Here is a 19,587-nt window from a genome sequence, read left to right as displayed (position 1 = left end):
GGCCCATGGCCGCGGATCCAACGCAGAATCCGGCAGATACCGGGAACGACGTGACCCGGGAACGCGCCGGCTGGGTGGCACCACTCGCCTGGTCGTCGGTGGCGCTCGAGGGCTTCGACCTGGTGGTGCTCGGCGTCGTGCTGTCGCCCATGCTCCGCGACGGCGTCTGGGGGCTCACGCCGAACGCCGGGGCGCTCATCTCGTCGGTGGGTCTCGTCGGCGTGATGGTCGGGGCGATCGCGATCGGCACCGTCACCGACATCATCGGGCGCCGCCGCACCATGCTGATCACGGTCACCGGCTTCTCGGTGCTCACGCTGCTCTGCGCGCTCGCGCCGGACCCGTGGACGTTCGGTGCGCTGCGCTTCCTCGCCGGCCTCGGGCTCGGCGGTGTGCTGCCGGTGGCGATCGCGCTGGTCAACGAGTACGCCAAGGTCGGCAAGGGCGGCGGCGCCACCACCGTGCTGATGACCGGCTACCACGTCGGTGCCGTGATCACCGCGCTGCTCGGGATCATCGTCATCCCCGCGCTCGGCTGGCGGGCGATGTTCGTGATCGGCGCGCTGCCCGCCCTCGTCCTGGTCCCGTTGATCTTCCGGTACCTGCCCGAGTCGGCGTCGTTCCTGCAGGAGAAGCCCCGCGAGCGGCACAACCCGGTCGCGATCCTGTTCGGCGGGGGGTACCTGCGCGCCACCATCGCGTTCTGGGTCACGTCGTTCATGGGCCTGCTGCTGGTCTACGGCCTGAACACGTGGCTGCCCGAGATCATGCGGTCGGCCGGGTACGAGCTGGGCGCGGCGCTCGCGCTGCTGCTCGTGCTGAACGTCGGCGCGATCCTCGGCCTGCTCGTGGCGGGGCAGGTGGCCAACCGGATCGGGGTCCGGCCCGCGGTTATCGCCTGGTTCGCCGCCGCGGCGCTCTTCCTCGCCGTGCTGAGCATCCGGCTGCCCGGGATCGGCGTGTACATCGGCGTGCTGCTGGCAGGCGTGTTCGTGTTCAGCGCGCAGGTGCTCGTCTACGCCTACGTCAGCCAGCTCTACCCGGCGACGGCGCGCGGCACCGCGATCGGCGCGGCCAGCGGCGTGGGACGCTTCGGCGCCATCAGCGGCCCGCTGATCGGCGGGGCGCTCCTGACGGCGGGCATCGCCTACCCGTGGGGCTTCTACGTGTTCGCCGTGGTGGCTGCGATCGGTGCGGTCTCCGTCGCCACGGTCGGCGTCAGCGCGACGAAGGGGGCCGCGTGACCCGCACCGTCCGGGACGCCACGTTCGACGTCCTGCGCCACCACCAGCTCACCACGATCTTCGCGAACCCCGGGTCCACCGAGGTCGCGTTCCTCACCGACCTGCCCGACGACATCACGTTCGTCCTCGCGCTGCACGAGGGCTCCGTGGTCGGCATGGCCACCGGATGGGCGACCGCACTGGACCGCCCGGCGCTGGTCAACGTGCACACCACGGCCGGGCTGGGCAACGCGGTCGGGGCACTCGCCACGGCGCGGGTGAACCGCGTGCCGCTCGTCGTGCTGGTCGGCCAGCAGGACCGGCGCCACCTCGCGCTGCAGCCGTTCCTCGCGGGTGAGCTGGAAGGGCTGGCCGGGAACTACCCGGTGTGGGTCCGCACCCCGGCGCGGCCGCAGGACGTGCCCGGTGCGGTGGCCAGGGCGTGGCACGAGGCGCGCGCCGGCAGGGGACCGGCCCTGGTGATCGTGCCCAGCGACGACTGGTCCGCGCCCGCGGAGGACGGGCCCGTACCCGCTCCCGCGGTGCTGCACCGGGCGGATGCCGTCGACCCCGTTGTCGTCGACGAGCTCGCGGCACTGGTTGCCGGGTCGGCGTCGCCTGCGTTCGTGGTGGGGGCGGACGCCGACGACGCCGACACCTGGCACGCGCTCGTCCGGCTCGCGGAGCGGCTGCGGTGCCCCGTGTGGCAGGAGCCGTTCGCAGCGCGCGCCGGGTTCCCTCAGGACCACCCGCAGTTCGCCGGGCACCTGCCCGCCGGGCGGGGCGAGCTGCGGCAGGCTCTCGCAGGCCACGACCTCGTGCTCGCAGTGGGTGCGCCGGTGTTCCGGCAGTACCCGTACGAGGAGGGGCCGCTCGTGCTCGCGGGTACGTCGGTCGCGCTCGTCACCGACGACCCGGAGGACGCGCACCACAGCCCGGCCGACCTCGCCGTGCTCGCGAACCCGGCCGCGGTCTGCGCACTGCTCGCCGAGCGGGTGCCGGACCGGCCCGACGCGCCGCCGCCCGCCGTCTCCCGCGCCTCGGCGCCGGCCGAGCCGGGCGACGGCGAGCCGCTGCGGGCCGAGCACGTGATGGCGGCGTTGGCGGCCCGCATCCCGGCCGAGACGGTCGTCGTCGAGGAGACGCCGTCCAGCCGTCCCGACCTGCACCGGCTCCTGCCCGCGCGCCGCCCGCTCGGGTTCCTCAGCGCCGCGATGGGCGGGTTGGGGTTCGGGCTGCCCGCCGCGATCGGGGTGCGGATGGCGGCGCCCGATCGTCCGGTGGTGGCGGTGGTCGGCGACGGTTCGTCGCTCTACGGGATCCAGGCGCTGTGGAGCGCGGCGCACTACGGGGTCGGCGTGCTGTTCGTGGTGCTCGCCAACGGCCGCTACGCGATCATGGACAGGCTCGCGGCCCAGCGCGGGGGCAAGCCGCCGTGGCCCGGGTTCGAGGAGGTCAGCGTGGGCGGGCTGGCCGAGTCTCTCGGCTGCCCGGCCCGCCGCGTCAGCGACCACGCCGGGCTCGTGGCGGCTCTCGACGAGGTGGTGCCCACCTTGGGCGAGCGGTCGCGGCCGCTCGTGCTGGAGGTGGCGGTCGAACCGTCCTGAAACTGCGTACCTTGTATTCGGTACGGCGTACGCGGTAGCGTCGCGCCATGATCCTGGTGACGGGGGCGACGGGGAACATCGGCCGGCTGGTCGTCGACGAGCTGCTGGCGGCCGGGGCGACGAACGTCAGGGCCCTGACGAACAACCCGGAGAAGGCGGCCCTGCCGCAGCAGGTGGAGGTGGTGCGCGGCTACCTCGGCCGCGTCGAGACGCTCCGCGGCGTGTTCGACGGCGTCGAGAAGATGTACCTCGCTCCGCTGGAGAAGACCGTCCGCGAGGTCACGACGCTGGCCGCGAAGGCGGGCGTGCGGCACATCGTCGACGTGTCCGGACCCAAGGACTCCTGGTGGGGCCCGGTCGCCGTCGCCGTCGAGGAGTCGGGCGCCGCCTGGACCCACCTGTCGCCCGGCGAGTTCATGGACAACCTGCTGATCTGGGCCGAGCAGATCCGCACGACCGGCGAGGTGCGCGACGGCTACCCGGAGGCCGCGAACGCCCCGATCGACCTCGGCGACATCGCAGCCGTCGCCGCGAAGGCCCTGCTGGAGGACGGGCACGCCGGGAAGGAGTACCTGCTCACGGGCCCCGAGACGCTCACGCGCGCCGAGATGGTGCGCCACATCGGCGCCGTGCTGGGCCGGCAGATCCCGTTCGTCGAGGTGGGCCACGACGAGGCCGTCGCCGTGCTCGAGCCGTCGATGGGCGAGTTCGCGCGGTGGTACGTCGACGGGATGCGCGACTTCGCCCAGCACCCGCAACAGGCCAACCGGCTCGTCGAGGAGATCACGGGGCGTCCCGCCACCACGTTCGCGCAGTGGGCGCGGAAGAAGGTCGACCAGTTCTCGTGAAACCGGGCGCATACCAGGCCTTCGGAGGTGTCACGCCCGCACAGGCACACCCCTACCAGGCCTTCGGTGGCGCCGCGCATCGTGCGGGGCTGCCCCTCACGCCTCAAGGGCGCTGCGCGTCGCTCCGCGCCCGCTTCGCGGGCAGACCCCGGGCCTGCCCTTTCTGGCGCGCGGCGCCACCGAAGGCGGTCTCACGGGCATGATCAGCGTTTCGGCGCGAGTACCGACGCCCTGCGTCGGGAAACGCGCCCAGCCGCCGATCACGAGGGGCCTGACCGGCGCGAGCAGTACTTCCCGGTCGCGGGCGGCACCGTGGTGTGCTGCTCGCGCTGCTCTTCGCCGGCCACGCACCTCTACTCGGCGCACGCTGCCCGTCGACGGGCTGCATGGACCGACACGGGGTGCGCGAAGACGAACCCGGTGCGTGAAGGCAACCAGATCACCGACACCGGCCTCCTGGCGGCGCCGCGCGCACGAAGGGCAGGCCCTTGGGCCTGCCCCCGAAGCGGCCCCGCACAATGCACGGTGCCGCCAGGAGGCCCGGGGAAGGCAGACCTTGCGACAGGATGCCTTGCCGCTCGGCCTGCGGGTGGATCTAGTCCCGGAGCCGGAACGGCTCCCTGCCCGGCACCAGCGCCACGTGCCCGATCCCGCCGTAGGTGTTCGCGTAGTCGAGGGCGTGGGCCAGGTCGGTGACGCCGTTGGTGGCGCTGCCGTCGGTGAACAGGGTGGAGAGCACGCCGAAGGCGCGGCCCTCGCCGTCGAGGTAGCCGCTGCCGGAGTCGCCGGGACGGCCGGGTGGCCTGGTCTCGACGCGGTGGGCGAGCCCGTCGCCGCCCGTGCCGAGGCTGCGTCCCTGCTTGGCGCTCGTGCCGCCGTTCTGCGGCTGGTAGCTGACCACTCGCTCGCCGAACGCCGTCCCGTCGGTGTCCAGCCCGACGGGTCCGCCGAACACGGGCACCGTGGGGTCGACCCGCGCGACGTCGGCCGGGTCGACCTCGACGAGGGCGAAGTCGTTGTACATGCACCGCGCGGGGTCCGACTCGCCGCGCTCCTGCATCGTGCCCCACGAGGTGTAGGCGAGGCGGCCGGATGCGCGGGAGCCGTCGTTGGCCAGGATCGTCACGTCGGTGCCGAGCGGGAGCGTCGGTTCGGCGCAGCCGGACAGGCCCATCGACTCGCTCGCGCCCGCGCAGTGGGCCGCGTACCCGAGGTACGTCGCGTCGTCGCCGGCGAAGACGAACGCCGCCGTGCACGAGCTCGTGACCCGCTGGTCCACCGGGCTGATCATCCGGACGCCCGGGGTGATCGCGGCTGCGGACGGCGCCGCGTGTGCCGGGCTGCCCACGAGTGCGATGGCGACGACGGCGAGGCCGAGCACGGCGAAACGGCGGAATCCCACAGATCACTCCCCGTCGGGTCGGCGGACGCGGCGAGCGTAGATCGACTCGTTGACCTGCGCCGTCCTTGTAGCGCGACGGGGTGACGGGGACCGCACGGCCGGTGCACGGTGTCGTCTGGGAGGCTGGACGCCGCTCCCCCCGGCCTTCAGTCGCGCGTTCTCGGGCGAGCGCGCCCGAGAGGACTGCATTTGTTGGACGTCCTGACCGTGTGCGACGCGGTCATGCGCAGCTCGTGGCTGCTGCCGCTGCTCGTCGTGATGATCGCGGTCGACGCGCCGTTCCCGATCCTGCCGAGCGAGACCATCCTGATGTCGGCGGCGACCACCGCCTTCGGCGGAGGTGACGTGGGCATGGTGTTCGGGCTCTTCGTCGCCGCGCTGGCCGGTTCGGTGCTGGGCGACTCGGTCGTCTTCTGGCTGGGCCGCTGCTCGCACAAGCTGCTGTCGCGCACCGTCGACACCGAGTACGAGGTGTCGGCGTGGGTGCGCCGGCACATGCTCTGCCGCCCCGGCATCGCCCTGGTGGGGGCGCGGTTCGTGCCCGGCGGACGCCTGGTGAGCACCGCCGCCGCCGGGCGCTTCGGCCTGCCGGTGCGCCGCTTCCTGCCGTGGTCGATCGTGAGCTCGGCGGCGTGGAGCGCCTACATGCTGCTGATCGGGCTGGCGCTCGGCCCGGTCACCGGGGGCGACCCGCTGCTCAGCCTGTTCGCAGGCGTGGCGATGGCCGTGGCGACGGCCGCGGGGTTCGCGCTGGTGTCGAAGCTGCGACGCACCCGGGTTCCCGCGATCTCCTGACGAGAGCACTGCTCTTGACAAGAAGCACTTGGGCTGGTGCACTGTTTCTCAACAAGAGCACTGCTCTCAAAGCGGATCAGGAGATCACCATGAACGGCAGCCCGCGTTACGTCCGGACCGGCCGCGGTACCGAGCTGTTCAACACCGTGGTCAGGTGGCTGACCGCTCGCGGCGTGAGCATCTGGGGCTCCCGGGTGCTCGCCGTGCGTGGCCGGAGCAGCGGGGAGTGGCGGACGGTGCCGGTCAACCTGCTGGGCCACGAGGGAGCCCGGTACCTGGTGGCGCCGCGCGGGCACACGCAGTGGGTGCGCAACCTGCGTGCCGCGGGCGGGACCGGGGAGCTGCGGCTCGGCAGGCGGACCGAGGCGTTCGCCGCCGACGAGCTGGCCGACGCCGACAAGCCCGAGATCCTGCGGGCGTACCTGCGGCGCTGGAAGTTCGAGGTGGGCGTGTTCTTCGAGGGCGTCGACCACACCGCGTCCGACGAGACCCTGCTCGCGATCGCCCCCGGCTACCCGGTGTTCCGGCTCCGCTGAGCCGGAGAAGAAGATCAACCGGTGCCGGCGGAGGCTCCCCGTTCCGCCGGCCCCGGTCACCGGGCTCAACGCGCGACCCGTGAGCGGGTTGCGGGTGGAGCTGTCGGGTCCGTCGAGTGGGCGATCACGATCGGTGATCGGCTCGTGCCCAAATCGACGCCGAACGGTCGCCGTCGAACGACGGGCGGGAACCATCCGGCGCCGCGCCGCGCGTCGCCGCCGGGGCGCCCGGGAGGTTCAGGAAAGCCACTGTGGTGTCACTGGCGGCTGTCCGCCTGCTTCGCGACGGCGTTCAGCCGCCAGACATACATGGGCTGTACCCCACGTTCAGGAACGTGGCTTTCCTGAACTGTCCAACTGCCTCAGCCGGCTCAGGCGCAGGGCCAGCTGCAGTTCGAGGGCGCGGTCGGGCGACTGCCAGTCCTCGCCGAGCAGGGCCGCAACGCGTTCCAGGCGCTGGGTCACGGTGTTCACGTGGACGTGGAGCGCACCTGCCGCGCGGGTCGGGCTCGCCCCGGCGGCGAAGTAGGCCTCCACGGTGGCGAGCAGGTCGGTGCCGCGACGGGCGTCGTGGGCCGCGACGGGGCCGAGCACGCGCTCGACGTACGCCTCGACGTCCGCGGCGTCCCCCGTGACGAGCCCGGCGAAGCCGAGGTCACGGGCGGAGCCAGCAGGCAGGCCGAGCGCGCTGAGAGCGTCGGCGGTGCGCCGGGCGTCGGCGTACGTCTCACGCAGGCCGGCGGCGGGTACGACCGGCCCCGCCGCGCCGACCGGCCCGGCGTCCCGCCCCGCGCGCTGGGCCACCTCGTGGGCCACGGCGGAGGGGTCGCGCCCCGGCACGACGGCGACCGACCACTCCTCGTTCGTGCCCACGAGCCCTGGTCCGAGAGCTCGACCGGCCCGGCACACGGCCACGACGTGCGGCGTGCGCAGCCGCAGCCCGAGCAGCCGCCCGCGCTCGACGAGCGTCGTGTCCACCTCGCCTGCCGGCCGGGACAGCAGGTCGGCGAGCAGGTCGGTGCGGACCTGCTGGTCGGCCTCGGCCTCGCGCAGCCGGAACAGCAGTACCAGCGCCGTCACCATCGCCGCGCGTTCGACGGTGCGGACCTGCCCGTCGTCGAGCGCGGCGCGCCCGCCCAGTACGAGGGTGCCCAGGCGCTGGCCGGCCGCCCGCACGGCCACCGCGGCCGCGCCGTCGGCGCTCACCAGCCGAGCGGCGTCGGCCGCCTGCTGCACCGCGGGGAGCTCGACCAGCCGGTCGGGCACCGCGCCGTGGGCCGCGAGCCGCTGGTCGTCGACGTCCAGCACCGCCACCCAGCAGCCGAGCAGCTCGGCGAGGGCGGCGGCGATGTCGTCGACCCCGCCGCCGGAGAGCACCACCCCGGCGAACCGGTCGTGCGCCGCGGCGGCCTGCTCGATCCCGGCGTGCGCGCTGGACAGGGCCGCGAGCGCGTCGGCCGTCTCCGCCGCGCGGCGCAGCTGCACGAGCGTGACGGCGGCGAGCGCGGCGAGCGAGCCCAGTAGCGCCACCTCGGTGCTGGCGAACGGGCGGTGCGTCCGGTGCGCGGCGAACAGCACCCCGACGAACTCGCGGTCGACCAGCAGCGGGGTGCCGCAGATCGCGACCAGCCCTTCCTCGTCGACCGCCGCGTCGATCTCGGTGGTGTGGTCGTAGCGGGTGTCGGCCGGGTAGTCGGCGGTCCAGTACGGCCGCCGCGTCTGCGCCACCAGGCCGCCGAGGCCCGCGCCCAGCGGCAGCCGGAGCGTCTGGAACCGGGCGGAGATCGACCCGTCCGTGGCGCGCATGAACGTGTCGCCCCGCTCCGGGTCGGCCAGCGTCAGGTACGCGCAGTCCGCGCCGAGCAGGCTGCGGGCGCGGCGGACGATCGTGTCGAGCACCCCGCCCGGCTCCGGGAGCGACGCGAGGTCGCGGGCGATGTCGACCAGCGCCGACAGCTCCGCCTCCCGGCGCCGGTGCGCGTCGATCCCCGCCCGGACGCGCAGGGCGAGCTCCCGCGCGACCGCCCCGGACTCCGGGTCGGCCGCCGCGAGCGCCCGCGCCTGCTCCTCGATGCGCTCGGCGGGCGCGTCCTGGGCGAGCAGGCGCAGCAGCTCCAGCGCCGTGCGCGACACGGCGGTGATGATGCCACCGCCTCCCGCCCCGCGAGCCGCGCTCAGTGCTTTGCGATCGCGTGGTCCTCGGCGAGGTCGCGCGAGCGGGTCTCGCCGTAGGACGCCACTGCCAGGATCGTCAGCAGCGAGCTGAGCGCCACGTACACCGACACCGCATAGCCGGAGTCGAACGAGGTGTAGAGCGCCACGGCGATGATCGGCGCGAGCCCGCCCGCCACGACGGATGCGAGCTGGTAGCCGACCGACGTGCCCGAGTAGCGGACCTTCGTCCCGAACAGCTCGGAGAGGAACGCCGCCTGCGGCCCGTACATCGCGGCGTGGAACACCAGCCCGACGACGACGGCGAGCGCGGTGAGCGCGAAGTTGGCCGTGTCGATGAGCGCGATGAACACGAACGCCCAGATCCCGACGCCCGCGGCTCCGAGCAGGTAGATCGGCTTGCGGCCGAAGCGGTCGGAGAGCGCGCCCCACACGGGGATGACCACCAGGTGGACCGCGGTGCCGATGAGCACGGCGCCGAGCACGAAGGAGCTGGACACCCCGAGCCGCTTCGTCATGTAGGTCGTGATGACGATCGTGAAGATGTAGTAGCAGACGTTCTCGGCGAACCGCGCTCCCATCGCCGTGAAGACCTCACGGGGGTAGCGGCGGAACACGTCGACGATCGGGACGACCTCCCGCTCGCCCGCCGCGACGCGCTCGGCGGCGCGGGCCTGGGCCTCTCGGAAGACCGGCGACTCCTCGATCGACAGCCGGATGTAGAGGCCGATCAGCACGAGCACCGCGGAGAGCAGGAACGGGATCCGCCACCCCCACGACTGGAAGTCCTGCTCGCTCTGGATCGCGGCGAGCAGGAAGAGCAGCGCGTTGGCGAGCAGCTGGCCGATCGGCACGCCTGCCTGCGGCCAGCTCGCCCAGTAGCCGCGCCGCGCCGGGTCGCCGTGCTCGGAGACGATGAGGACGGCCCCGCCCCATTCCCCGCCGATCGCGAAGCCCTGTACGAGGCGCAGGACCACCAGCAGCAGCGGCGCCGCGATCCCGATGGTCGCGTACCCGGGTAGCAGCCCGATCGCGAACGTCGCGATCCCCATCGCCACGAGGCTGATGACCAGCAGCTTCTTGCGGCCGAGCTTGTCGCCGTAGTGGCCGAAGACCAGCCCGCCGAGCGGCCGGGCCACGAAGCCGATCGCGAACGTGCCGAGCGCGAGCAGGGTGCCTACCGCGGGGTCGTTCGACGGGAAGAAGACCGCCGGGAACACGACGGCCGCCGCGACCCCGTAGAGGAAGAAGTCGTACCACTCGACGGCCGTACCGGCCATGCTGGCCGCCACGACCTTGATGATGTTGCCGGATGACTGTTTGTCGGTGACCACGGTGTCTCCGTTTCCTTTCAGTGGGCGGTCCAGCCGCCGTCCATCGAGAGCGACGTTCCGGTGATCGACGCGGACGCCGACCCGTAGAGCACGGCCGCCAGCTCGGCCACCTCGTCCGGTTCCACGAGCCGCTTCACGGCGGCCGGCGCGAGCATCACCCGCTCCACCACGGCATCGGGGTCGATCCCGTGGGTGCGGGCCTGGTCGGCGATCTGCCGCTCGACCAGCGGCGTGCGCACGTAGCTGGGGTCGATGCAGTTGCTCGTGACCCCGTGCTCGGCGCCCTCGAGCGCGATGACCTTGGACAGGCCTTCCAGACCGTGCTTCGCGCTGACGTAAGCGGACTTGAACGGGCTCGCGCGCAGCCCGTGCACGCTCGAGATGTTGATCACTCGGCCCCAGCCGTGGGCGTACATGTGCGGCAGCGCGCGCCGGGCGAGCCGGAACGGCGCCTCCAGCATCACGCGCAGGAGCAGCGAGAACCGGTCGGGGTCGAACTCGGGGATCGGGGCGACGTGCTGCAGGCCGGCGTTGTTGACCAGGACGTCGACATCGGCGGGCAGCGCGTCGACGGCCGCGAGGTCCGACAGGTCGCAGGGCACCGCTTCCACGCCCTCGAGCGTGGCGAGCCCGGCCTCGTCGCGGTCGACGGCCACCACCTGTGCCCCGTCGGCGACGAGCCGCCGCGCCAGCGCCGCCCCGATGCCCGAGGCGGCACCCGTGACCAGCGCACGGCGGCCGGCCAACGGCGGCGACGGAACGGACGTCATGCCGGAGGACGGTACGGCGGCGGAGCAGCTTTGTCCCTGTAGTCGAGCACCACTGATCCCGCCCGCATATGTGTTCGGCACACATTCACGGCGTTCCGCGGAACTCCCTCGTTCTGCGGGCTACACGCCCCGGTAGCCGGGGTGGATCCCCGGGCGCAGCCCCTGGTCGGCCGCGATGCGGGAGAGGAGGGCGCGCAGTGTCTCGCGCTCGGCCGCGTCGAGGCTCCGGCAGAGCGCGGCGTCGTGCTCGCGGCCGACCTTCCCGACGCGGGCCAGCATCTCCGTTCCCTCGTCGGTGATGTGCAGCGCGTGGAGGCGCCGGTCGGTCCGGTTGCGTCTGCGCTCGACGAGCCCGCGGTCGGCGAGCGCGTCGACGAGCCCGACCAGCCGGCTCGGCGGCATCCCGAGCAGCTGGGCCACGGCCTGCTGGCTCTGGCCCGGTGACGCGGCGATGAGCCCGAGCAGTCCGACCTGCGGGGGTGTGAGGTCCAGGTCGGCGACGCGCTCGGCGAAGCGCGCGGCGGCGTGGGAGCCGACCGCGGCGAGGAGGAAGGCCGACCCGGGCGGGTTCTCCAGTGCCACGGGGTAGACCGTACAGAGTGGGAACGGTACTCTCCAAATAATCGTTCAGCTGTGTAACGGTTCTGGAGGTGGGGGAATGTCCGATCACAAGTTCCGCTTCGGGGTGGTGGCGACGCCGGAGGGTGGCGGGGAGCAGTGGGCCGCCACGGCGAAGCGCGTGGAGGAGCTGGGCTACTCGACGCTCCTGATGCCCGACGGTCTGCAGCTGCTGTCCCCGTTCCCGTCGCTCGCCGTGGCGGCCTGCGCGACGACCACGTTGCGCGTGGGCACGTTCGTGCTGGCCAGCCCGCTGCGGGCGCCGCGCGCCGCGGCGTGGGAAGGGCATTCGCTCTCGGTGCTCACCGGGGGCCGCTTCGACTTCGGCATCGGCAGCGGCCGCCCGGAGGCGCAGCGGTTCGCCGAGGCGCTCGGCAGGCCGTGGGGGTCGGCGGGGGAGCGGCTGCAGGCGGTGGCCGAGTCGATCGAGCAGCTGCGCGAGCTCGACGGCGACCGGCACACGCCGGTCCTCGTGGCCGCGGGCGGCCCGAAGGCGCTCGCGCTCGCCGCCCGCACGGCCGACATCGTCACGCTCGCGGCACCCCCGCTCTCCGGACGCGACCACCACGCGGGGATGGTCGCCCAGCTCCGGGACGCCGCGGGCGACCGGGACCTCGAGATCGCCATCAACCTGTTCGTCGTGGGCGACGAGATCCCGCCGTGGACCCGGCACTTCATCGGTGCCGACCACGCCACCCTCGTCGCCAACGACTCGCAGACCCTCCTGCGCGGCACCCCCGCCGAGATGGCCGACGAGCTGCAGCGCCGCCGCGACGCGTACGGCGTTTCCTACATCAGCGTCAACGGCGCGTTCTTCGAGCAGTTCGCACCGGTCGTGGAACTGCTCACCGGGAGCTGAGCAGGGCGGGGATATCCCCCCTTCCGGTTCGGGGGCCCGCCGGTCGGATTGCCGACCCGATGCGGCGAACACTTCATCGCATGACCGTCACCGCCGCGCGCACCGCGCCCGCAGCCGTCCAGATGTCCGTCGTGCTCTGGCTCGCCGCGATCGGCGCCGGGGTCGTCGAAGCGCTCGTCCACCTGCTGCTCCCCGAGCCGCCCACGCTCGCCCAGCTGGCGGCGCGCTTCGGGATCTACGCCGTGCTCACGGTGCTGGTGCTCGCGTTGCGCACCGGGCGCAACGCGGTCCGCTGGACGGTGGCCGTCCTGCTCGGCGGGATCGGCACGCTCTCGCTCGTGGCCGAGCCGGTGTCGTGGCTGCTCAGCGGGGGCTCACCCGGCCTGTTCCTCGTGACAGCCGAGGCACCCGCGCTGGTGGCCGCGACCCTGCGCGTCGCGCACCTCGTCGCGGTGTTCTCCGCGCTGGCGCTGATGTTCCGCCCGGCCGCGAGCGACTGGTTCCGCGGCCGGGCAGCTCGTCAGCTGGCGCGGACGTCCTGACCGGCCCGCGCGAGCCCGCACCGCAGCGTCCGCAGCGCCCGCTGCCGGGTGGGCCCGATGCTCCCGATCGGCAGCCCCATCTGCCGGGACACCTCGGCGTAGTTGGGCTCCGGCGTCGAGAACAGGGCGTTGACCAGTTCCCGCGGCTTCAGAGGCAGCTCGGTCACCGCGTGGGCGACGGCGCGCCGGGCCTCCTCGGCCAGCACCAGCGCTTCCGGCCCGGGCTCCTCCACGACGAGCTGGTCGTCCGCCACGCCGGTCGGTGCCTCGCGGCGCGAGCGGGCCAGCAGTGCGAGGCATTCGCGCCGGGCCACGGTGGTGAGCCAGCCTCCGAGGCTGTCGGGGTTGCGGACGCTGTGGAGCCGCTCGAGGGCGCGGAGCCAGGTGTTCTGGACCGCGTCCGCGAAGTCCGCCTCCTGGAGCCGGTAGGAGCCGACGACGGCGCGTACGAGGCCTTCGTACCGCGACGTCAGCTCGCGCCACGCCTCCGGATGGCGGTCGCACGCGTCCCTGACCAGCTGGGCGGTGCTCGGTGTCGCGTGCGTGGTCGGATCGGGGCTGACCATGCTGCCTCCCCAGAACGAGCAGGGGCACACAGTCGCCTGTTGCGCTTGCAACGGCCTTGCAAAGGCCTAGACCGTGTCCGCTCCGAACACGCGCGCCGCGTCGGCGGCCACCCGGGCCCACTCGGCGGGGTTGTCCTCCAGCCTGCGCTCCACGACCTCGAGGACCTCGTTCATCAGCCTGCGCGCCCGCACCTCGTTCCCGCTGGCGGCGAGCGCGACGGCGAGCCGCCTGCCGGCGAGCAGCGTGCTCGCGTGCTCGGGACCGAGGGCTGCGTAGAAGATCCGCCGCGCCCGTGCCTGTGCCTCGACCGCCTCACCGATGCGGCCGGCGTCGGCGTAGGCGAGACCGAGGTTGGTGAGCGTCATGGCGACGCGCGAGTCGTCGGCCCCGAGGACGCGCTCCAGCAGCCGGACGGCGCGCAGGTGCACCTCCACGGCCTCGTCCGCGCGGCGCGAGAGCCGCAGCGCGTAGCCGAGCTTGTCCAGGGTCTGCGCGGTGTCGGGGTGGTCGGGGCCGCAGACCTGGGCGAACACCTCGAGCGCGGTGCGCTGGAGCGCCACCGCCTCCTCCAGGTTGCCGGTGTCCTGCTCGACGATGCCGAGGCCCGCGGTGGCGTGCGCCCACGCGGGCCCGTCGCGCCGTCCCTGGCCCTCCAGCAGCACCTGTGCCGCCCGCAACGCCTCGCCGGCGGGGCCGAGCCGGCCTGCGGCCCACAACGTGTAGCCGAGGTCGGCCAGCACCGGCGGGACCAGGTCGTCCCGCCCGGCCTTCTGCAGGGCCAGCAGCGCGCGCTCGTGGGCCTCGATCGCGGCGACCGCGTCGTCGGCGCAGTTGAGGACGTGGCCGAGGCGGTTGTAGGCGTGCGCGAGCACGACGTCGTCCGGATCGAGGGTCGAGTCGAGTATCCGCACGGCCCGCCGGTGCAGCTCGAGGGCGGGCGCGAGGTGCCCGGCGGCGTCGAGCACCTCGCCGAGCTGGCAGACGAGCCGGCCGTGCAGCACGGGGTCTCCGGTCCGGTCCTGCAGGCGCAACGCCGTCTCGAGGACGTGCTGTGCGGCCGGGTAGAGCGCACGCGCCGCCTGCCGGTGCGCCAGCTCGGCCAGCGCCTCCACCAGCCCGTCGGCCACGGTGGCGAGCGCCTCGGCGTGGGTGGCGATGCTCATCAGGTGCGCGGCGACGTCCTCGGTGTCGGCCACCGTGCAGGCCCCCGCGGCCTCGACGAGCCGCCGTTGCCGCATGCCGACCGGCATCCGGGCCCGCACCACGTCCTGCACCAGCCGGTGCACCCGCACGACGCCCGCGTCGCGGTCGACCAGTGACAGCCGCAGCAGCTCCGCGATCGCGTCCTGCAGGTCGAGCTCGTCGGTGAACCCGTCGGGGCCGAGCCGGCGCAGCGTCGCGACGGCGATCGCGTCCGGGGCGAGGAACGCCATCGCCTCGAGCAGCCCGGCCGCCCGCGGCGATCGCTGGTGCAGCCGGTCGAAGGCGAGGCCCCACGTCGTGGCGACGGTGGGGCGCGAGTCCAGCGGATCGTGCAGCAGCAGGCTGTCCCGCCGCTCCCGGAACAGATCCACGTAGTCGGCCACGGACATGCCGGTCTGCTCGATGTAGGCGCACGCCTGTTCCAGGGCGAGCGGCAGGTCACCGAGCTGCCCGGCGAGCGTGTCGGCCGCGGCCGCGGCGTCGCCGGTGCGGCCCACCACGTAGTGGACCGACTCCGCCCTGCGCAGCGGCGCCACCGTGACCGGGCGGGCGAGGCGCCGCCAGGCCGGGTTGCGCGAGGTGATCACGACGTCGCCGTGGCGGGCGGCCGGCAGGAACGGTTCCAGCAGGGCGGGGTCGTCGGCGTTGTCGAACACCAGCACCCAGCCAGGGGCCCGGTCGAGCTCGTCCCACAACGCGGCGTGGGTGTCCTCTCCCCGCTCGAAGGCGGCGATCCCGAGCGCGGCCGCGAGATCGGCCAACCCGGTGGCGGTGCCCGCCGGGTCCTCGGCTGCGATCCACCAGGCGACCCGCCCGGCCCGGCGCCTGCGATGGGCCAGCTCGAGGGCCAGCTCGGTCTTGCCGACGCCGGGCAGGCCGACCAGTGCCACGGCGCGAGGCCGGTTGGTGTCGTCGTCCAGGGCGCCGCCGACCTGGGCGAGCAGGTCGTGCCGTCCCACGAACGAGCGGTTCCGCGGCGGCAGGTTGGTCGGTAGCGCCGAAGAGACGGCCGAGGGGAGCGGCTCCTGGGCCAGCACGGCCGCGTGCACGCGGCGCAGCTCGGGGGTGGGGTCGACGCCGAGCTGCTCGGCCAGCGCGTGCCGGCACCGCTCGAACGCGGTGAGGGCGTCGGCCTGCCTCCCCGCCGCGTACAGGGCTCGCACGAGGCGCACGGCCACGGACTCCCGCAGCGGGTCCCGCTCGGCCAGCTCGTGCAGGAGCGTCACGTCGTCGCCTGCCCGGCCGCAGCGGGCGTGTGCGTCGGCGAGCGCCTCCGCGGCCAGCACACGCAACTCCTCCCACCTCGCCGCGAGGGGAGCCAGGAAGTGGGCGTCCCGCATCGTCCCGAACGCGTCCGCGCCGTGCCACCTGGCGAGCGCCGCCCCGAGGATGGCCGCCGCCGCGCTGTCCGCGCCTCGGGCGAGAGCGGCCCGGCCGCGGGACACGTCGTCGACGAAGAGGTCCGCGTCGACCGTGACGACGTCCCGGTCGATCAGGTACCGCCCGCCCCGCCGCGGGATCGCCGCGCCGCCCAGCAGCCGCCGCAGCCGCGAGACGTAGGCGTGCACGGAAGCGACCGTCGACTCGGCGGACCGCTCGCCCCAGACGTCGTCGACGAGCTGCTCGGCCGAGACCGCCTCGTCGGCGCCCGCGAGGATGCGCGCGAGCACCGCCTTCTGCCGAGGGCCACCGAGGGTGACCACGCGATCATCGACAGTGACGGTGAAATCGCCGAGCACACGCAGCACGACACCTGGGGCTCGTGTGCTCGCGCCGGTCACCGTCGTCGCCACTCCTTCGTGCGGGCCCCGGACTCCCGTCCCGAAAGCGTTGCCGCCCCGGCGAGCCCGCGTCAATGACGTGCAGCTCATGGGATCGGATCCGTAACGGACCGGACACGCGGCGCGAGCGACTTCGAGCCGGAGCCATCCGACCAGGGGGAGTCGCCATGTCCGCAGGCATCGTCCACTTCACGCCGGACGCCTACCCGCGGGTCGTCGCCGGGCCCGCGGGGGCCCTGGACGTCCTGCTCCCGTTCCGCATCGACACCGACGAGCCGAACGTCCCGATCGTGGCATACCGCCTGCGGGCCGAGGTGGACGGACGGTCGTGGACGCCCCGCGCCCGGATGCGTCACATCCGCGAGGGCTTCGCGAACTGGATGCGCCACCAGATGCGCACCCACGGCCAGTTCCGCTTCGAACACATGCCCTACTACGTCGGGCTCGACGACAGGCTCCGCGGCGGGCACAGCCAGTACCTCGAAGCGAGGCTGCCTGCGGTGCCGGCAGGAGCGCGGATCACGTACTCGCTCGAGGTGACCACCCCGCACGGGGAGCTCCACTCGGCCGACCACACCACCGTCGCGGTGGCGCCCGACTTCACCCGCGAGGACATCCGCCGCATCTTCATCCCCCAGCCGGGCGGCGCGCTTGACGCGTGGGTGCTCTACCACCGGCGAACCCCGGAGCGCGACGAGATCCGCGTCGACGTCGTGGACCTGTTCGCCCACCGGCAGGACGGGCGGCCCGACCTCGCGGTGCAGATCGGCGACCGGATGATCGACCTGCGCACGCCGCAGCCGGACCCGCTGCCGCTCGTCGACATCTCCGCCGACTCGGTCACGGTGGCCGTGCCGCGCACCGGGGACGACCTGCCGCCGGTGGTCGTCACCCACCACGGACGGGCCGTCGACGTCGACCTCGCCGCACCCGCCGAGGTCGGGAGCGCCCGGGTCGTGTTCGTGAACTTCGCGATCCAGGGCCTCAACGACCTGTTCGCCACCGCCGACGACGACTACACGCCGCCGAAGACGTACGCGCAGGTGACGATGCGCGACCCGGGCGCGAGCTACAGCAGTCGCCCCGGCAGCAAGGAGAGCAACACCGGCGACGGGTACGCGTTCACCCTGGACGCGCACCGCCACTACGGCATCCCGCAGATGTGGGCGATGAACGGCGGGCTCCTCGACCTGCTCGCCCACGACTGCCCCGAGGACCTGGAGCGGATGCGCCAGGACGTACGGGACGGCCTGCTCGTGCCGGTCGTCGCCGGGTTCGGGGCGCACCGGCTGCCCTACTACACGGCCGCCACGAACCTCGACGCGATCACGCTCGGCTCCGACGCGATGCGCGAGATCGTCGGGGAGACCCGGCCGGTCTACTACCCCGACTCGCGGATCGTCACCGACCGCCCGAACGTCGTCGAGGCCCTGCAGAAGGCGGGCGTCGAGTACCTGGTGGTCGACGGCGGGCACCAGGAGAACGGCGAGGAGGACACCGCGACGGTCGTCCGCAGCACCAGCCCGGCCATGGGCCGGGAGACCGACGGCCGGTGGGTGAACTGGCAGTACCTGTGGCGCGACCGCACTACCGGGCTGAAGGTGCTGTTCATCGACCCGGAGATGAAGGACCGGCTGCTCGGGGCGAGCGACCACGACGCCGACCGCGGCAAGGTGGACTACGACCTGCGGCGCAAGTTCATCGAGCTGGCCGCGCAGCCGCAGCTGCGGCGCGGCAACCTGCTCGTCTACTCCGACGACGCCGACAAGGCCAGCGGCAACGGCTGGTTCGACGGCGTCTACAACGGCAACGAGCTGCAGTTCAACCAGAAGTACCAGGCGGCGCTGTCGTGGCTGGCCGCCCACCCGTGGGTGCAGGTGGTCACCACCGACGATCTGGGCGACGCCGACTGCGTCGGCGACCTCGACCTGGTGCGCGCGTCCGACCCGTACATCGAGAAGGAGTGGGAGCTGGACCTGGCTCCGGTGCCCGGTCACGACTTCGGCCTCGCGTTCGACACCTGGTACACGGCGTGGGCCCGGATACCGGCAGCGTGGCTCGGGGAGGACCTCGAGGCGATCTCGAAGCGCGCCGAGCGGGCCATCGCGTCCTGCCAGGCCGACTGCCGCAACCAGCTGTTCGACCTCGCGCGGCTGTACTTCACGCTCAACCTGCACGAGTCGCAGTGGTCGAAGCGCGCCCGCGTCCCGGAGGACCGGCCCGGCGGCACCGAGCCGGAGGACTTCGTGGCCGCGGAGTCGCTGCAGCTGCGCAACACCCACGTCTACCTCGCCGCCGCGATCTGGGCCGCGTGGGCGCAGCGCGGACCCGATAGCGCCTTCCGCGACGCCGGTCCCGTTGTCGACCGCGTGGCCGAGCTGGAGGACGTCGTCGACCGGGGCACGCCGCCCCCGTGGCGCCGCGCGCGTGGGCTGCACTGGGACCACGACCCGCTGCCGTCGGTCGTGCTCTACAACGCGCAGGCGCTGGCGGTGCTCGACCGCAACGGCGGTCGCATCACCCACCTGTTCTCGCTCGTCGACGGGCGCCCGTACGCGGTGAGCGGGACGTGCAAGGCCTACCAGTTCCTCGACATGGACTGGGCGTCCGACAGCGGGGTCCAGTGCGACGGCATCGTCCTGCAGAACACCGTGTGGACCCCGAACCACGCCTACGTCGCCTGCGACGTCGACCCGAGCCAGGGCACCACCGGCACCAGCCCGGCGGGCGACGACGCGTTCGACTGGTACTACCCGGACAACTTCAACGCCTACGACGAGATCCCGGGCGGCGACGCGGTCGCCGTCACCTTCGAGTACGGCGACGGCAGCCCGCTCGAGGACGCGCCGGACAACCTGCAGGCCCTCGACGACCGGCTCGCCGAGGACCACCGCGCCAAGCGCGCGGGCGAGCGCGGTGTGGTGCTGCACGACGTCGACGCGTTCGGCCGGTTCCGCAAGACGGTGCGGCTCGACGGCCGGGTCGTGCACGTCGCCTACACCGGCACCCTCCCGGGCCACCGCGTCGCGAACGAGTTCTGCGTCGACCTGTGGGCGTCCGCGATGCAGGGGAGGCGCCAGACCGCCACGGTGGCCCCGGACGGGCGCAGCGCCGAGGTCGTCAACGAGGCCGGGCTCGCGGTGCGGCTGGAGCTGGGGTCGGGCTGCGAGTTCTCCGCCGCCGCCCGGGCGCCGCAGGACGAGCCGACCGTCGAGACGCTGCGGCTGCACCGCGTGATGACCGACGACCTGGAGATCGTGGCGCCTGCGGGTGGGAATTTCGACTACCGGATCGTCCTGCCGGGATAAGCCGGCTGTTCGGCCATCCACA

General features: G+C 73.5%; 15 protein-coding genes. 8 read left to right on the top strand and 7 right to left on the bottom strand.

What is annotated here, in order from left to right:
- The first annotated feature begins 50 nt into the window (after positions 1 to 50).
- Genes FB388_RS26645 through FB388_RS26635 form a run of 3 tightly spaced genes read left to right on the top strand, consistent with a single transcriptional unit; the run spans position 51 to position 3,678 of the window.
- Positions 51 to 1,244 (top strand): MFS transporter, encoded by a 1,194-nt coding sequence (locus FB388_RS26645; RefSeq protein WP_246122425.1) that lies wholly within the window; start codon positions 51 to 53, stop codon positions 1,242 to 1,244.
- Positions 1,241 to 2,830, top strand: a complete 1,590-nt coding sequence (gene mdlC / locus FB388_RS26640; RefSeq protein ID WP_142104886.1) for a benzoylformate decarboxylase — start codon at positions 1,241 to 1,243, stop codon at positions 2,828 to 2,830. Before FB388_RS26645 ends, mdlC begins: the two co-directional genes overlap by 4 nt.
- A gap of 47 nt (positions 2,831 to 2,877) precedes the next feature.
- Positions 2,878 to 3,678, top strand: coding sequence for an NAD(P)H-binding protein (locus tag FB388_RS26635; RefSeq protein WP_142104885.1), 801 nt, complete (start codon positions 2,878 to 2,880; stop codon positions 3,676 to 3,678).
- A 595-nt stretch (positions 3,679 to 4,273) separates the two neighbouring features.
- Here FB388_RS26635 and FB388_RS26630 read toward each other — a convergent pair.
- On the bottom strand, positions 4,274 to 5,080 hold the full coding sequence (locus FB388_RS26630) for a serine protease (RefSeq protein ID WP_246122423.1): 807 nt from the start codon (positions 5,078 to 5,080) through the stop codon (positions 4,274 to 4,276).
- Between the two features lie 192 nt (positions 5,081 to 5,272).
- On the opposite strand from FB388_RS26630, the gene FB388_RS26625 reads away from it, so the two are divergent.
- Positions 5,273 to 5,875: a DedA family protein gene (locus FB388_RS26625; protein WP_142104884.1), complete on the top strand. Its 603-nt coding sequence runs from the start codon at positions 5,273 to 5,275 to the stop codon at positions 5,873 to 5,875.
- Between the two features lie 89 nt (positions 5,876 to 5,964).
- The gene (locus tag FB388_RS26620) at positions 5,965 to 6,411 is read left to right on the top strand and encodes a nitroreductase/quinone reductase family protein (protein WP_142104883.1); all 447 of its coding nucleotides are present in this window, start codon (positions 5,965 to 5,967) and stop codon (positions 6,409 to 6,411) included.
- Between the two features lie 327 nt (positions 6,412 to 6,738).
- Here FB388_RS26620 and FB388_RS26615 read toward each other — a convergent pair whose 3' ends face one another.
- The 4 genes from FB388_RS26615 to FB388_RS26600 all read right to left on the bottom strand — a co-directional run bounded on the left by FB388_RS26615 (position 6,739) and on the right by FB388_RS26600 (position 11,269).
- The gene (locus FB388_RS26615; protein ID WP_142104882.1) at positions 6,739 to 8,544 is read right to left on the bottom strand and encodes a helix-turn-helix domain-containing protein; all 1,806 of its coding nucleotides are present in this window, start codon (positions 8,542 to 8,544) and stop codon (positions 6,739 to 6,741) included.
- A gap of 41 nt (positions 8,545 to 8,585) precedes the next feature.
- Positions 8,586 to 9,863, bottom strand: coding sequence for an MFS transporter (locus FB388_RS26610; RefSeq protein WP_142106304.1), 1,278 nt, complete (start codon positions 9,861 to 9,863; stop codon positions 8,586 to 8,588).
- 71 nt (positions 9,864 to 9,934) lie between these two features.
- Complete coding sequence (locus FB388_RS26605) at positions 9,935 to 10,687, bottom strand: 3-hydroxybutyrate dehydrogenase (protein WP_142104881.1); 753 nt, start codon at positions 10,685 to 10,687, stop codon at positions 9,935 to 9,937.
- 120 nt (positions 10,688 to 10,807) lie between these two features.
- The gene (locus FB388_RS26600) at positions 10,808 to 11,269 is read right to left on the bottom strand and encodes a MarR family winged helix-turn-helix transcriptional regulator (protein ID WP_246122421.1); all 462 of its coding nucleotides are present in this window, start codon (positions 11,267 to 11,269) and stop codon (positions 10,808 to 10,810) included.
- 76 nt (positions 11,270 to 11,345) lie between these two features.
- Between FB388_RS26600 and FB388_RS26595 the strand changes: the two genes are divergently transcribed.
- Both FB388_RS26595 and FB388_RS26590 read left to right on the top strand, forming a co-directional pair.
- A complete protein-coding gene (locus FB388_RS26595; protein ID WP_142104880.1) occupies positions 11,346 to 12,164 on the top strand; it encodes an LLM class flavin-dependent oxidoreductase in 819 nt (272 codons plus the stop codon).
- Between the two features lie 80 nt (positions 12,165 to 12,244).
- A complete protein-coding gene (locus FB388_RS26590; protein WP_142104879.1) occupies positions 12,245 to 12,706 on the top strand; it encodes a hypothetical protein in 462 nt (153 codons plus the stop codon).
- Here FB388_RS26590 and FB388_RS26585 read toward each other — a convergent pair.
- Both FB388_RS26585 and FB388_RS26580 read right to left on the bottom strand, forming a co-directional pair.
- Complete coding sequence (locus FB388_RS26585; RefSeq protein ID WP_142104878.1) at positions 12,685 to 13,272, bottom strand: RNA polymerase sigma factor; 588 nt, start codon at positions 13,270 to 13,272, stop codon at positions 12,685 to 12,687. The two genes, FB388_RS26590 and FB388_RS26585, sit on opposite strands and share 22 nt — an antisense overlap.
- Positions 13,273 to 13,338: 66 nt before the next feature.
- Positions 13,339 to 16,257, bottom strand: coding sequence for an AfsR/SARP family transcriptional regulator (locus tag FB388_RS26580; RefSeq protein WP_211362228.1), 2,919 nt, complete (start codon positions 16,255 to 16,257; stop codon positions 13,339 to 13,341).
- Between the two features lie 167 nt (positions 16,258 to 16,424).
- Between FB388_RS26580 and FB388_RS26575 the strand changes: the two genes are divergently transcribed.
- Positions 16,425 to 19,565, top strand: a complete 3,141-nt coding sequence (locus FB388_RS26575) for a polysaccharide deacetylase family protein (protein WP_142104876.1) — start codon at positions 16,425 to 16,427, stop codon at positions 19,563 to 19,565.
- Positions 19,566 to 19,587: the final 22 nt, after the last annotated feature.

Origin of the sequence: Pseudonocardia cypriaca (genome assembly GCF_006717045.1) — a bacterium.
Lineage (GTDB): Bacteria > Actinomycetota > Actinomycetes > Mycobacteriales > Pseudonocardiaceae > Pseudonocardia > Pseudonocardia cypriaca.
Note: the sequence above shows the minus strand (reverse complement) of the source record. Positions and strands in the feature narration are given on the sequence as shown.